General features: G+C 45.0%; 16 protein-coding genes. 7 read left to right on the top strand and 9 right to left on the bottom strand.

Annotation, left to right across the window (positions count from 1 at the left end):
* Nucleotides 1-284: 284 nt before the first annotated feature.
* On the bottom strand, nt 285-968 hold the full coding sequence (radC, locus tag CUR83_RS11635; RefSeq protein WP_093069282.1) for a RadC family protein: 684 nt from the start codon (nt 966-968) through the stop codon (nt 285-287).
* A gap of 128 nt (nt 969-1,096) precedes the next feature.
* Between radC and coaBC the strand changes: the two genes are divergently transcribed.
* Together coaBC and CUR83_RS11625 are read left to right on the top strand one after the other, a co-directional pair.
* Complete coding sequence (gene coaBC / locus CUR83_RS11630) at nt 1,097-2,491, top strand: bifunctional phosphopantothenoylcysteine decarboxylase/phosphopantothenate--cysteine ligase CoaBC (protein ID WP_093069285.1); 1,395 nt, start codon at nt 1,097-1,099, stop codon at nt 2,489-2,491.
* Between the two features lie 42 nt (nt 2,492-2,533).
* The gene (locus tag CUR83_RS11625; protein WP_284719699.1) at nt 2,534-3,316 is read left to right on the top strand and encodes a sulfite exporter TauE/SafE family protein; all 783 of its coding nucleotides are present in this window, start codon (nt 2,534-2,536) and stop codon (nt 3,314-3,316) included.
* Between the two features lie 155 nt (nt 3,317-3,471).
* Here the strand turns inward: CUR83_RS11625 and CUR83_RS11620 are convergent, their stop codons facing one another.
* From CUR83_RS11620 to CUR83_RS11605, 4 genes are all read right to left on the bottom strand, one after another.
* Entirely contained in the window at nt 3,472-3,678 is a 207-nt protein-coding gene (locus tag CUR83_RS11620; RefSeq protein WP_071002974.1) for a DUF2905 domain-containing protein, read from the bottom strand.
* A gap of 56 nt (nt 3,679-3,734) precedes the next feature.
* The gene (locus CUR83_RS11615; protein WP_284719698.1) at nt 3,735-4,652 is read right to left on the bottom strand and encodes a histone deacetylase family protein; all 918 of its coding nucleotides are present in this window, start codon (nt 4,650-4,652) and stop codon (nt 3,735-3,737) included.
* A 118-nt stretch (nt 4,653-4,770) separates the two neighbouring features.
* Entirely contained in the window at nt 4,771-5,541 is a 771-nt protein-coding gene (locus tag CUR83_RS11610; protein WP_284719697.1) for a type III secretion system chaperone family protein, read from the bottom strand.
* Between the two features lie 30 nt (nt 5,542-5,571).
* On the bottom strand, nt 5,572-6,681 hold the full coding sequence (locus CUR83_RS11605; protein ID WP_284719696.1) for a hypothetical protein: 1,110 nt from the start codon (nt 6,679-6,681) through the stop codon (nt 5,572-5,574).
* Between the two features lie 162 nt (nt 6,682-6,843).
* Between CUR83_RS11605 and ccmA the strand changes: the two genes are divergently transcribed.
* From ccmA to ccmE, 5 genes are all read left to right on the top strand, one after another.
* Nucleotides 6,844-7,473 (top strand): heme ABC exporter ATP-binding protein CcmA, encoded by a 630-nt coding sequence (gene ccmA, locus CUR83_RS11600; protein WP_284719695.1) that lies wholly within the window; start codon nt 6,844-6,846, stop codon nt 7,471-7,473.
* Between the two features lie 135 nt (nt 7,474-7,608).
* Nucleotides 7,609-8,265, top strand: a complete 657-nt coding sequence (locus CUR83_RS11595) for a heme exporter protein CcmB (RefSeq protein WP_284719845.1) — start codon at nt 7,609-7,611, stop codon at nt 8,263-8,265.
* Nucleotides 8,266-8,491: 226 nt separating this feature from the next.
* Nucleotides 8,492-9,280 (top strand): heme ABC transporter permease, encoded by a 789-nt coding sequence (locus CUR83_RS11590; protein ID WP_058025463.1) that lies wholly within the window; start codon nt 8,492-8,494, stop codon nt 9,278-9,280.
* 16 nt (nt 9,281-9,296) lie between these two features.
* Nucleotides 9,297-9,518: a heme exporter protein CcmD gene (gene ccmD, locus CUR83_RS11585; protein WP_284719694.1), complete on the top strand. Its 222-nt coding sequence runs from the start codon at nt 9,297-9,299 to the stop codon at nt 9,516-9,518.
* Between the two features lie 254 nt (nt 9,519-9,772).
* Nucleotides 9,773-10,273 carry a cytochrome c maturation protein CcmE gene (ccmE, locus tag CUR83_RS11580; protein WP_223333408.1) on the top strand — a complete coding sequence of 167 codons (501 nt, stop codon included), beginning with the start codon at nt 9,773-9,775 and terminating at the stop codon, nt 10,271-10,273.
* A gap of 82 nt (nt 10,274-10,355) precedes the next feature.
* On the opposite strand, the gene CUR83_RS11575 is transcribed toward ccmE, so the two are convergent.
* The 4 genes from CUR83_RS11575 to CUR83_RS11560 all read right to left on the bottom strand — a co-directional run bounded on the left by CUR83_RS11575 (nt 10,356) and on the right by CUR83_RS11560 (nt 14,180).
* The gene (locus CUR83_RS11575) at nt 10,356-11,204 is read right to left on the bottom strand and encodes an aldo/keto reductase (protein ID WP_284719693.1); all 849 of its coding nucleotides are present in this window, start codon (nt 11,202-11,204) and stop codon (nt 10,356-10,358) included.
* A gap of 349 nt (nt 11,205-11,553) precedes the next feature.
* Nucleotides 11,554-12,534, bottom strand: coding sequence for a MetQ/NlpA family ABC transporter substrate-binding protein (locus CUR83_RS11570; RefSeq protein ID WP_093069302.1), 981 nt, complete (start codon nt 12,532-12,534; stop codon nt 11,554-11,556).
* Nucleotides 12,535-12,703: 169 nt separating this feature from the next.
* On the bottom strand, nt 12,704-13,390 hold the full coding sequence (locus CUR83_RS11565; protein WP_071002982.1) for a methionine ABC transporter permease: 687 nt from the start codon (nt 13,388-13,390) through the stop codon (nt 12,704-12,706).
* A 19-nt stretch (nt 13,391-13,409) separates the two neighbouring features.
* Nucleotides 13,410-14,180, bottom strand: coding sequence for a methionine ABC transporter ATP-binding protein (locus tag CUR83_RS11560; RefSeq protein WP_284719692.1), 771 nt, complete (start codon nt 14,178-14,180; stop codon nt 13,410-13,412).
* Nucleotides 14,181-14,311: the final 131 nt, after the last annotated feature.

Raw genomic sequence — 14,311 nt, 5'->3', positions numbered from 1 at the left:
TGTGTCTTATAACAAACAGTTCTATCCATATAATAGTTGGCAGCATAAGTAACCTTGGTGCTGCTAGCAGACTCTTATACTGTATACGGCTAAAACAAAAGCGTACTGCGTCAGCTGCCATAGAACAAGCTACTAATATGAAACAGATGTTGATGACTATCAATAGCCAAAGTGCTACGCTGTGTCGATAATATGTATCAGGTATCATACCCAATAGATTCTAATGAGTAGGGTTTGCCAAGTAGCTCAAATTTGCTGACCAGTTGAGTGGTCAGTGTCATGAACTAACCAAAAGGTATCAGATTGCTTTCGGCATAAGATAAGGTATCGTTACGTCCAACGATGATATGATCGACCAGTGAGATATCTAGTAGGTCACACGCTTTTTTTAGCTCATAGGTCAGTAGATTGTCAGCAGCTGAGGGCTTGGCATCGGTATGAGGATGGTTATGCGCAATGATGAGCTGGCTAGCCGCATGGCTTAGTGCGTGCCGGAGTACATGCTTGATACAGACGGAACACGATGAGATGCCACCTGTGAACAGTATCTCAAAGTTTAACAGGTTCAACGCATTGTCCAGACAGAGGACAGCAAATACTTCACGATGCTCACCGCGTAACTGGGTGCTGATATAATCTTTGACCACTTGCGAGCGCCCAAGTGCTTGCCCCGTTTTTAGCTTACTATCCAGATAACGTGTGCCCATCTCAAGCGATGCCAATATCTGAGCGTACTTGGCGGGACCGATCCCATGACAAGCAAGAACGGTTTTTTGCGGTGCGGCAAGCAGCTCAGCTAGGCTGCCAAACTGATCGATCAAATGACGCGCGAGCTCAATCGCTGACTGTGACTGCGTACCCGTACGTAAAAATATGGCCAGTATCTCCGCATCAGATAAGTGAGCGGCACCGAATTTCAATAATCTTTCGCGTGGTCTGTCATCCTCATGCCAGTCTTTAATCGCCATTGCCACTCCTTAAGAATAAATTGCTAATTGTTATCTGAGGTAAATACGGAAAATTTTACCCAATTTATCTCATAGTTGTTACTATAAGCGCAATTTTATCTTTTCACTTTTTTATTGATGCTACGCTTATGTCCAATATTGTGCTTGCTATTACTGGCGGTATCGCCGCTTATAAATCTGCTATATTTGCCCGCTTGTTGATTAAGGCAGGCTTTGATGTGCGCGTCATTATGACGATAGGCGCACAAGCATTTATCACACCGCTGACTCTGCAAGCGTTGACGGGTAACGAGGTGCATGTCTCATTACTCGATGAGCAGGCAGAAGCGGGGATGGGGCACATTGAGCTGGCTAAATGGGCGGACTTAATTGTCATTGCCCCTGCGTCCGCCAATACGCTCGCACGTCTGGCTATGGGAATGGCTGATGATTTGTTGACCACAGTGTGCCTTGCCACAACCGCACCAGTCATTATCGCTCCTGCCATGAATCAGCAGATGTGGGCGCATCCTGCGGTAAATCTGAATGTACAAACCCTACGTGATATGAACTATCAGATTATCCAGCCAGCCAGCGGTGAACAAGCGTGTGGTGACGTGGGCGCAGGGCGGCTGCCTGAGCCTGAGCAGTTGTTAGCTGAGGTACTCTTGTTCAAAGCAATGAACACGACGCCGCAATTATTAGCAGGCAAAAGAGTGGTCATTACCGCAGGACCTACAGTAGAAGCAATTGATCCTGTGCGCTATTTGTCCAATCATTCTTCAGGAAAAATGGGCTTTGCGTTGGCACGAGCTTGCGTGGCGGCTGGCGCAGAGGTGATCCTAATCGCTGGTGGTAAAGTGGCATTGCCCACGCCACTTAATGTCACACGAATTGATGTGCTGTCTGCCAAAGATATGCTGATCGCTGCCCAGCAATGTGTGGATGGTACGCATAGCGAGCTTCAATTGGATCTTGAAGATGAGCATGACCATTCTCATGAGCACGCACATGAACACGCACATGAACATAGTCATTCTCACACCCATGACCATCATGGCGATTGTGGTTGCGGTGATGAGCATGAACTACCGCAGGCTTATACTGAACACCAATTCGTAAAGGCAGATATCTTTATCGCGACCGCCGCAGTAGCAGATTATCGTACTGAAGAAGCCGCACCGCAAAAAATTAAAAAGACACAAGATGCTATGAATCTCAGCTTGGTTAAAAACCCTGATATTTTAGCGACGATTTCTCTTGCTCATCCAGAACTGTTTGTCGTTGGTTTTGCCGCAGAAACACAGGATGTCGAGCGTTATGCGCGTGGTAAGCTAGCTGCAAAAGCGCTAGATATGATTGCCTGTAACGATGTCTCACGGGCAGATATTGGTTTTGCTAGTGACGATAATGCCATGCAGGTATTTTTCTCTGAGCGCTATGAGCGTGATGCGATAACGTTAGACAAAGCCAGCAAAGACAAGATCGCTGAGCAGTTAGCCAGTATTATTGGTGAAACAATCGCTCAATGTCAAAACAGCTAGTGGTATAAATATAGGCGCTGAGCCTCAAATGGTATAAACAATATGACTAATATAGCTGGTGACGATAGCACTCAGATGCTAGTGCTGACGCTCATTTTTGCGCTGGCATCGCTGCTACACGGTATTAGCGGACTTGGTGCGACGCTCGTCACGACTACCGCGCTTGCTAGCATGTACCCATTGCCATATGCCATTGTATTGGTGATTTTCCCCTCGCTAGTGGTTAATATCATGACTTGGCTAGCAGGTGGTGAGCGCAGTGTTTGGCAAAACTTCATTTATTATGGCAGACGCTATTGGCTGCTTGCGCTTACCAGTTTACTAGGCAGTATTCTAGGTGCGAAGCTACTGCTATGGGTCGATAGTGCTTATATCCTATTGATGCTGGCGGCGGTCATTGGTTTTTATGTCACCAGTAGCATGCTGGGCAAACAAATCCGCTTACCAGATACGAAGCCCATGTTGATTGCTGTTGGTTTTGGTGCAGGCGTCATTGGCGGCTCAACCAATGCGATGTCGACCATCCTGATGATGTATCTGCTCTCTGCCAGTGACGATAAAAACACCATCGCTAAAGTGGGTAACATGTGTTATTTCTTAGGCAAAGTGGCACAAATTATCGTGTTGCGTGAGCCTATCATGGCATTGAGTAGCGGTGAGTGGCAGCTGATTGCCTTGCTCAGTGTGATATCTATTGTTACGCTTTTAGTCGGAATTCGTCTACGTCGTTATTTGCCACAAGCGCGTTTTCGTCAGCTTATTTTAGTGATTCTCACCGTACTAGGGCTGCGTGTGGGCTGGCAGGGGGTGATGGCGTTTTTGTAGTATGGTCAGTAATAAACAGAATCAAACCATCAACTATTACGGGCTACTGGTATAAATCTTGCTTACGTGCTGCTATCGTTCGATGCGGCACAAACAACCTCCCAGTAGCACTGACTCGGTTTAAAGTAAGTTGACTATAGGGAGTGTTTTTCAGGTTAACGATTGAATAAATTTAACACGATGGTCGCGATAACACTGATAACTACCATAGTGACCACTGGAAAATAAACCCGTGTATTGCCTGAGGTGTGTTTGATATCGCCTGGCAGATTGCCGAACCACGAAAAGGCATTGGGAAAAACCAGCCAAATGACCCCGACAACCACTAACACGATGCCAATTACAATCAGTATTTTTGCCATATAAGCCTCGCTAATCTTATTTTACTCTTTTGTCTCCACCATACATGCGCTGAACCTTAACCAGCTATTTCACCAAAATACAGCTGCTGTGCCACTCGAAAGGTATTGCAGTGCGCCTCGACCACATCTTCAATATTTTCAGAATAACCCCCACCCATGACGATAGCAACTGGAATGCTAGCGGCTTTTGCTTGCTGCAATACGTACTCGTCACGCGCCTTACAACCTGCTTGCGTTAAGCTAAGTTTACCTAGTTTATCGGTCGCCAGCACATCGACTGCAGACTGATAAAAAATCATATCTGGTGCAACCTCAGTAATCAAGCGTGGTAGGGTGTCTTTTAATAACCTAAGATAGGTCGCATCGTCTGTATCATTATCGAGCTCAATGTCTAGGTCAGAGACTTGTTTGCGAAACGGGTAGTTCTTAGCGCCATGCATGCTAAAGACAAAAACGCGTGGCTCATCCGCCATAATGCTGGCATTGCCATTGCCTTGATGGACATCCAAATCCACAATCAAAATTTTCTTCGCTTGTCCGCGATTTAATAATAAATTGCTGGCGATACAGACATCGTTAAACACACAAAACCCCTCGCCATGATCGGCAAATGCATGATGGGTGCCGCCCGCGACATTCATCGCCACGCCATATTGCTGAGCATATAGCGCGCACTCATAAGTTGCATGGGCGATATAGCGACCGCGCTCCACCAGCTGCGGTGTCATCTCAAACCCAATTGCTCGTGCCGCCTTTCGCGGTAACGTTTGGGTTTTGAGCTGATACCAGTACTCTGCTGTATGAGTGGTCAAAATCTCCTCTTCGCTTAAGCAGGCAGGAGCAAAGAAGTTATCTTGACTGATCGTGCCCTCACTCAATAAGCGCTCAGGTATCATGGTGTATTTTTGCATGGGAAAGCGATGCTTGTCGGGCACGCTATAACGAAACACGTCAGAATAGGCGATTTTTAGCATAGTGTTAAAGCATGTTTTTTTTGAAAAGTGTTTTAAGGATAGAGAAGTTTAAACGCTTTGAAAATAAGGGGTTGGTGAGGAATTGTAAAAGCTGCGGATAGCCATCAGAATCAGTGGATTACTGAACATACTGAGTTGGCAAAAAGAATGTGCGTGCATCTGATTGCTGGCGCAGCTCTGTCAGTAATGTCTGCATATCTTCAGCAGGGTCTTGATTATTAATCAAGTCGCCAAATAGCTCGCTTGCAACCGTGGTCATCGCAACGACGCTTTGTAGTGAGTGCTCAATGATCTCAGTATCGATACCAACCGCTTCGACATCGATCGCATTTTTGTAGCGTATTTCCCCATCATTGACATCCATCTCTAGGTTGCCAATCAGCATGTCATAGTTAATTTGAGTGATGAGTAGTAGGGCAGCGCTCTGATGACTCTCTGGTATCAAAAACGGCAAAATGCCATAGATTGCTAACAGTTTATTTTTTTCCTGAACACGAAACAGGTAACCACAGTCTATTTTTTTATGACGCATTCTTAGGGATAAATGATGCGATTGCTGGCTGTCGCCGGTTTTGGGAAGATAGTGCGTATAGTGCCATTGCTTATCATTGAAGTACTGTTTTAAGCAATCAACGATGGGCGTCTCGTTATGATGTGGTGGGGCTGTGTTTTTTTCATCGGTTTTGAGCGTGGCATCAGGCGTTGGCAATTGATCATTGCCCGAATGAGAACCGTCTACAGGGCTGATGCTGTCCGCTGCTTGAGTACTGGTATTAGCAGAAGCCATCCTGTTTTTCTTGCTCGCAGCATCAGTTACTGGCTGCGGGGCAGAAGCAGTCAGTAACTGTTTGATTTTTTGCCACAGGCTGAGTTTATCGTGTTGACTCATAATCGTATGCTGACAAGTAAGGGGTGTAAATTAATCGTGATTGAGCGCCAAGCCTTCTTTGACAGCAGGCTGTGCATAGAATGCTTCTAGCATGTCACGAATATGAGCCGTTAACCAAGGTGTTTCAATGGCGTCGTATACGATAGGTAATAGAGTGTTGCTACATTGCGCCATAGCCTCTTCATTGATATGCAAACTCGCCGCAATGGTCGCTATCGTGTCGGATTGATGATTGGCATACCAAGTATCAATACTCGCTGATACCAAACTGTGTAGATAGGGTGACAGTCGCAGGCGGTTGTAGCTTTGCTGGATACCCGCTTCGATATGGTCGATACTGCTATTATTAGGCTCATCGCTTAAGTAAGTTTGTAGCTCACTGATTGGTTGGTCTTTGATACGATCCCAGCCCATGATGAGCAAACGCGCCACTTCTTGATTTGATAAATGCGCTTGTGCATTGGCTTCAGCTTTGCGCGTCAAGTCTTTGATATTGCGATGCAAGTACGTTTGTAGTTTTTCATCGAGGTTTCTATTGGTCGCTTTCTCAAACGAGCTGCGCCCAAGCTTCATCAGTTTACCAACACCGCCCGCTTTATCAAGCGTGGTCTCCATAAAATCATTGATAGCGTGATAGAGCGTTTGGGTCAATAGATCCGCAAAGGTTTCGTTACCCACCAGCGTATGAATGAGGACGTTACGCTGCTGCTCATGGCTACCAATATAGTTAGCAAGAGTTTGAACTTGGGTGTCATCGACCAGCTCAGACAAAGGCACGTTGTCATTGACTGGGTGATAGATAATGGTATGCAAAATATCACGGATATCTGTACGCATCACCTCAGTCATTGGCTGATTTAACAGCCAGTCTTTCATTAAATGCTGTAAATGGTCACAATTGATGTAGTTGCTTAAGGGCTGAGCACCAAACCAGCGCCAAGCTTCCATCGATAAAGGCTCGGCCTGCTTGTGCAACCACTGCTGCATAAAATCAACTTGCGCGTCAATCAAGCTGTCTATCGTCAAGCGGCTGGTTAATGGTGCTTTTGACAAGTTGGTGTCTACATTGACACTGTTAGTCTCTGCATCTGGCATTTGATTTTGGCTATCTTGTGAAGTCTGCATAGATTTTGAAGTCATATTTTGAGGTCGTATTTTTTTGAGTTCGTACTTTTTGAAGTAAGAGTAATCGACAATTTGTTATACTGTGTGTTTGTGGTGAGCATAGGGTATTATGCCACGAATATTACCTTTGTTTGTGATGAATATTGATTGCTGCTTGATAAATAACCAGAGGTTTTGATGACGGTTTTGGATACGCCTGTACTAACGCTTGATGAGATGACGGTTCAGCGCGGCGAGATACCGCTCTGTGAAGGGGTGACGCTGCACCTGTCAGCGGGTAGTATTTGTCATCTGATTGGCGCAAATGGAACCGGAAAGACCACGTTACTCATGCAGCTGGCAGGATTATTACCGGTTTTAACAGGTGAGATTTCTTATCAAGGTCTATCAGGTCTACCTATTCAACCGTTATATGTTTCGCACCAGCTTGGCATCCATCCAAATCTAACCGTGGCACAAAACCTGACATTTTTATTAAACTTATATGGCATCACGCCTAGCGCTACTGATATTGACGATGCACTCACTTGGGTTGGGCTACAGGGGTTTGAAACAATCAGCTCAAGTCATCTATCCGCTGGTCAGACACGGCGCATCACGCTGGCAAGATTGTATTTATTGACGCCAGATGTGACACCGCTGTGGTTACTTGATGAGCCGTTTACCGCACTCGATGTCGATATGGTGGCACGTATGGAAGCACGGTTATGCGACTTTGCTCATGCTGGTGGCTCGATACTCATGACCAGTCATCAAGCCGTTGGTGTTGCCAATCAAATGCTCGATTTGTCAGATTACATGGTCTAAATATGACTGCTATCAGTACCATCAGTATCGGTAAAAGGATGAATAATGACAGACAGTCCAATGCAAGTGAGCACAACCATAACCGCGAATAAAAAATCAAATGTTATTGTCACAACGCCGCGCAGTATTGGGTTTATGCAGTTGTGGCGCCGTGAATGGCAAGTTAAGCAGCAAGGGGCGGTACAATGGTTGTACCCATTGGTACTGTTTTTAGTGATTATCACCTTGTTTCCACTAGCGGTCGGTAGTGAGCCTGCGCTTTTGCGGCGTCTTGGCGTATCAGCCGTGTGGATTGCTGCATTGCTGTCCTTGGTGATGGGTGTTGATGGCTTGTTCAAGCCTGCACTTGATAACGGTACGCTTGCACAATTGGTCGTCGCCAAAGCGTCATTGCCGCTATGGGTGCTTATTAGGTTGGTCATTCACTGGATTTTTAGTAGTGGTATCGTGGCGATACTCAGTTTGCTGGCAGTCCCTTTATTTCAGCTGAGTTGGTTTGAGGCGGGGATATTGATGGCGTCTATCGTGACAGGCAGTCCGATGCTTTTGATGCTATCCGCAGTCGCCAGTAGCCTAACGCTATCATTGAAGAATGGCGCGGTATTGGTACCATTGATTGCATTGCCAATGCAGCTGCCTGTATTAATTTTTGCTACAGGCGCGGTAGACTTATTTGCGACTGGTTTAAATGGTCTGCCCATCTTGGCGCTATTGCTGGCAGGGAGTATCCTCTCCGTTCTAGTGATGCCGTGGGTCATTGCGCTGACCCTAAAAATGTCATGGCTCAATTAAGTACATTTGCGAAAGACTAAAAACCCAGTCGTCTAAATCCAGTTATCTAAACGCCATGTATTAACATCGTGTTGAAAACGGGCAATTTTGCTATAATAGTCAATTGAATACGTAAACAGCTCTTTGTAGATTCTATCCAGTGTTTAACGCCAGCAGGTGAGCTGATAGTGTGCTTTTGTAGGCCACATCGGTCATGACCAGTAAGCTGTGTAATAGGTTTATTCCCATGCCCAACCTGAATAACGTCTCGTCTCCTAGCCTATGGCAGCGCATTTGGCAGGGCTTCTTGACCACCGTAGGCACCAAGCAGTTCTTTCAGATTTTTAGTCCTTGGGTCAAGTGGCTCGCGATATTAGCCAGTCTCTGTTTGCTCATTGGTAGCGTATGGGGTCTTGCTTTTGCGCCGCCTGATTATTTGCAGGGCAATAGCTACCGTATTATTTTTATCCATGTTCCAGCAGCCAGTCTTGCTATCTCTATCTATTTCTCCCTTGCCGTCTTGGGGGTGATTTATTTGGTGTGGAAGATTAAGACAGCCAGTCTGGTCGCGCAGGCACTTGCTCCGATGGGGTTTTTGCTTTGTGTGATCAGTTTGCTCACAGGGTCTATTTGGGCCAAGCCAACATGGGGGACCTACTGGGTATGGGATGCGCGTCTTACCTCAATGCTGATATTAGCGTTTCTGTATGCAGGGGTGATGGCGCTGTTTGCTGCTTTTGAGCACACGGCCAATCGTGGTAAAGCGGCTGCTATTTTATCTATTGTTGGTGCGGTGAATCTACCGATTATCAAGTACTCCGTAGAATGGTGGAATACCTTACATCAAGGTGCCACTTTCAGTCTGACCGAAGCACCGAAGATGTCAGCTGACATGTGGATGCCACTGTTGCTCATGATTATCGGTAGTTATTTGTTGGTTGCGACCATGGCGATTTATCGTACCAATACGCTGATCTTACATCGTGACCAAGGCAAAGCGTGGGTCAAAGAATACATTCGTGCTCAACACAAATAACGGCTAGGAACCTACTATGCAGCCTTACTTTTATAGCATATCTGAGTTTATCGCCATGGGTAAGCATGGGGTCTTTGTATGGTCATGTTGGGCGATTACCATCGGCGTGATGCTGGCCTTTATTATTTATAGTCGCAGACAAAGACAAGCGCTTATCAAGCAGCTGACGATTCAACAAGCACGTCAGGCACAGCGCACGACCAAAAAATCCACACCGATCACCAAGCAATCTGACTGAGAAAATATATTAATATCAGGGTTTTAGCGTAAGAAACTATATGCTTTTATTGACAAAAATATGACCTTGCGAGTAGCTATAGGGCTTATTGATTTGTCCGAAAAATGCTATCATATGATCATTAGAAGATTACGATTAGAAAGATTTTTTGACAATGTTTCTTGCAAGCGTTTTTCTAATCGTCGTTTCTTTAATATTTTCTGTTTTATGGGCTAATTGTATTTAAAACAGAGACTCATCAACGAGGTAGAGGTATGAATGCAGTTCGTCGGAAAAAGCTGATGTGGGTGATGTTTACGCTGGCAGGTGCAGCTGTAGCAGTCATATTGGTTATTTATGCTATCGGGCAGCAAACCGACTATTATTTTGATGCGACCGCTATCGCTCAAGGTGAGGCGCCTCAAGACAAGCGTATTCGTGCTGGAGGTATGGTGGTGGCTGGTAGTGTCCAGCGTGCAGCAGACAATCCATTGAATGTTGAGTTTGCGATTACTGACTTTCAATCAACCGTACCTGTGACTTATCAAGGTATTCTGCCAGACTTATTTGCCGAAAACTCAGGCGTCGTAGCCACCGGTAAAATGCAAGGAGATACCTTTGTCGCTGGTGAAGTATTGGCAAAGCATGACGAAAACTATATGCCACCAGAAGTCGCTAAATCAATGAAAGAAAACAATCGTAGCGGGGCAGTGCCTTCTTCTGAGCAATACAATCCTGCCCAAAGAATCCATGAAACGGAAACCTTGCAACAGTAATTATCATAAGTATCAACCATATATAAAAAAGGCCACCGATAATCGGTGGCCTTTTTTTGAGCTGAGACTATTCAATCAATGATTAGTCATCCCATTCAGGGCTATAATCAGGATGCTCAATCTTGCGACCATCAGAACTGGCTAGCTTGCCGATTTTTTCTAATTCATCTGCACTCAACTCTACTTTGATGGCGTCTAAATTGCCTTGTAAGTGATCAGGGTTAGACGTTTTTGGGATGGCAACGCGGTGTTTGTCTGATAAGATCCATGCCAATGAAATCTGCGCTGGCGTGACGTTATGCTTATCTGCAATCTCTTTGATGATATCGTTATCAAATACATCGCCACGAGCGAGTGGTGAGTAAGCTTCTAGCAAAATATGATGGTTATTCAAAAATGCCTGCAAGGTATCTTGCTTAATGAACGGATGGAATTCTACTTGGTTTACGACAATAGGTACATCCGCATATTTTTTGGCTTCGATGATGTGATCAATATTAAAATTAGACACACCGATATGGCGGGTCAACCCTTGCTTTTGCAGCTCACACAAGGCAGGGATGGTCTCAGATAATGGTACACGATCATCTGGCCAATGCAGTAGTAACAAATCAACGTACTCTACATCCAAATCTTCTAGAGACTTTTTAGCTGCAGCTTTGAGCTTTTCTGGCTCAAATTTCATGTCATCTGGAAAAATTTTGGTCGTCAAAAAGAATTTATCGCGCGCCACGCCGGATTGCTTGATACCTTCACCCACTTCTTTTTCGTTGCCATAAGCTTGAGCGGTATCAATGTGCTCGTAGCCCATTTCTAGGGCTTTTTTAACCACGTCTATGCAGTCTTGACCAGTTGATTGCCAAGTACCCAGTCCTAAAACGGGAATATTTGCTTGTCCTGCGGTACGAATATTATAGTTTTTAGCGCTCATATTTTTATCCTTATTTTATTTATAATTTATAGTATGTCTTGAGTTAAAAATGGTTTTAAACAAAACATTTAATACTAGTAGGAAAACTTAGCAGTTGTTTAGCTCATCTAATAATCAAGTTTGTCTACTATAAGAAAAACTAGAGCAAAGTGGAAGAGCGTGTGACGCATCCCTACAAAGGACAAACAGGCTGTAACGTGAACTCGATAACCTGTTAGGATGATAGGAAGCTTAAAAAGAGGTAAGATCAGCAAAACGAAGACATTAAAAAACGCCCACCAGGGTTAAGTGATGAGCGTCGATAATCATTGAGGTACCCGTATGGCTGGGCACTGATGATTTTAGTGTCTTATTGAGCCGCGGCTTCTGTTTCTACCGTTTCAGTACTGTCAGTTTTAGCTGCGGTATCAGTGCTTGCACTAGTGTCAGAACCCCAGATTTTTGGGTACTTGTAGCCAGGGAATGTTTCATGCGCGTACTTTTTGAAAGCCTCTGAGTTATAGGCGTTGGTGACATCTTCGACCCATTTCTTACCAGTATCAGCAGATTTGATCGCTGACCAGTTCACATAAGCAAAGCTTGGCTCTTGGAATAAAGCTTCAGTCAGCTTGATGCCAGAGTCAGTTGCATAGTTACCGTTGATTACTGCAAAGTCAACTTCATCACGCGCGCGTGGTAATTGAGCCGCTTCTAGCTCAACGATATCGATATCGTATTTGCTGTTGTCAGCGATGTCAGCTTTTGATGCAGTCAATGGGTCGATACCGTCTTTTAGTTTAATCCAGCCAAGATCGTCCATCATGACCAACGCACGAGCAAAGTTACTTGGATCGTTCGGCGCAGAAACACTCATGCCTTTGAATGCTTCATCTAGGCTAGACTTTTTGCCTGAGTAGATACCAAGTGGTGCGGTTGGTACTTGGAATACTTCAACGAGATCAAGGTTGTTCTCTTTTTTGAAGGTATCAAGATATGGCTTGTGCTGGAAGATGTTGATGTCCAAGTCGCCTTCTGCCAAGGCAAGGTTGGGACGAACATAATCAGTAAATGCAACTAACTCAACCTCATAACCCTGAGCTTCAAGTGTGCCTTTTACTTGGTTACGAACCATATCAGCAAAATCACCTTCAGTCGTACCGATAACAATTTTGGTGTGTTCAGGATCGATGTCACTAGTACTCGCAGTCGTTTCTGCAGTGGCACCTTCGGTAACAGGCTCTTGGTTCGCTTCTGGCGCTGATGAGTTGCTGCAACCAACTAAGACCAAACCTGATACGCCAACCGCGGCAAATGCGGTGGCTAACTGACGGCTGATATCTGTTAGTTTCATAATATGTCCTTAATAATGAATAAAATTGAGTGAAACATTTATCGTCTGAACATTAAAAAAGCAACATTATAAATAGTAATGCTGCTTTTTTGTGAGAGCTGAGATAAGGGTTGAGTGTTGCCAAAAATAAACCTAGTCGCTCGTAATGTCAAGTATTCTCTAAAGCGGTTTAACGTTTGTCTAAACGATTGGCGAGCCAGTTGCCAGACGCTTGAATCGATATCACCATCACTGACAACACCAGCACGATAAAAATCATCACCTCGGTCTGATAGCGATAATAGCCATAACGGATGGCCAAATCACCCAAACCACCACCGCCGATCATACCAGCCGCTGCTGAGTAAGAGAGTAAGCTGATACAAAGAATAGTGACCGAGAGTACCAATCCTGAGCGCGCTTCATTGAGCAGTACTTTGATGATTGTAAAAGGTCTGGCGCCCATCGATTCAGTTGCTTCAATAATACCGCGCGGTACTTCACGCAAATTTTGCTCAACCAAACGCGCAAAATAAAACGAACCTGCAATCGCAAGGACGAGAGAGGCGGCGATAGGACCGATACCAGTACCGACGATAGCTTTGGTAAACGGACTCATCGCAATCATCAAAATCACAAAAGGGAAGGCGCGCATAAAGTTGGTAATGGCGCCAAGTACGCCATAGAGTGTCTTGTTTTGCAAAAATTGTCGGTCACTAGACAAAAACAAGAATACGCCAAAGAGCCCACCGATAAGGATGGCGACCGTGGTTGAAATACCAAGCATGATAAACGTATCAACAAACGCACTCATAATCTCTTTGCGTAGGGCAAGCAGCTTGTCTATAGAGGCGGATAATTCAGTACCAGTTAACATATTTATTTCTCCTGCCTCATTAGTCCTCAACGACTAAGCCTTTGCCAATCGGGGTAGTTGCCTGAATCAGACCATCTCGTACATCGGCCACTTCTAATAGCTGACCTTGATGCAATAATGCTGCGCGATCACAGAGTCTGCGAATGACGCTCATCTCATGGGTTACGATGACGATGGTCACACCAAGTTGCTCATTGATATCGCGCAAACAAGTCAGCAAACTGCGAGTCGTTGCAGGGTCAAGCGCACTGGTTGGCTCATCGGCCAGCAATACTTTTGGACTCGGGGCAATCGCGCGTGCAATACCGACACGTTGCTTTTGCCCACCGGATAGCTGCGCAGGATAATGTCCAGCGCGATCAGTTAAATCGACAATCTCAAGACATTCCATAACGCGTTTATGAATATCGCGGCTAGGATAGCCTGAGATTTTTAGATTGAACGCCACATTGTCAAAAACGGTTTGATTAGTCATGAGATTGAACTGCTGAAAAATCATACCGATATTATGACGAGCAATACGCAGTTCACTGGCAGATAGCGTGGTCAAGTCAGTACCGTCTATCACCACTTGGCCTGAATCTGGACGCTCAAGCATGTTAATCAAGCGCAACAAGGTAGATTTACCTGCGCCTGAATAGCCCATTAGACCAAAAATCTCGCCTTGTTTGATAGTCAGAGATGTCGGCTCAACAGCAGTAAACCAATGTGGTTTGCCGTCTTTGTCTTTGATTGATCGGTCGCTTAAAAAACTTTTGGTCACATCGTTTAAGACAATCATGTCATTCATGGAGGGCTCAAAATTCAATAAATTTTTTAATGGTCATCGTGTGTCGTTATGCTTCTATTACTAGATAAGAAGCCCATCAAAACGACAATAGTCAATAACCGTATAATAAGGGGCGGTAATATAGCATATTA

Source organism: Psychrobacter pocilloporae, from assembly GCF_029872915.1.
Classification (GTDB): domain Bacteria; phylum Pseudomonadota; class Gammaproteobacteria; order Pseudomonadales; family Moraxellaceae; genus Psychrobacter; species Psychrobacter pacificensis.
This window is presented reverse-complemented; position numbering and strand designations above follow the sequence as displayed.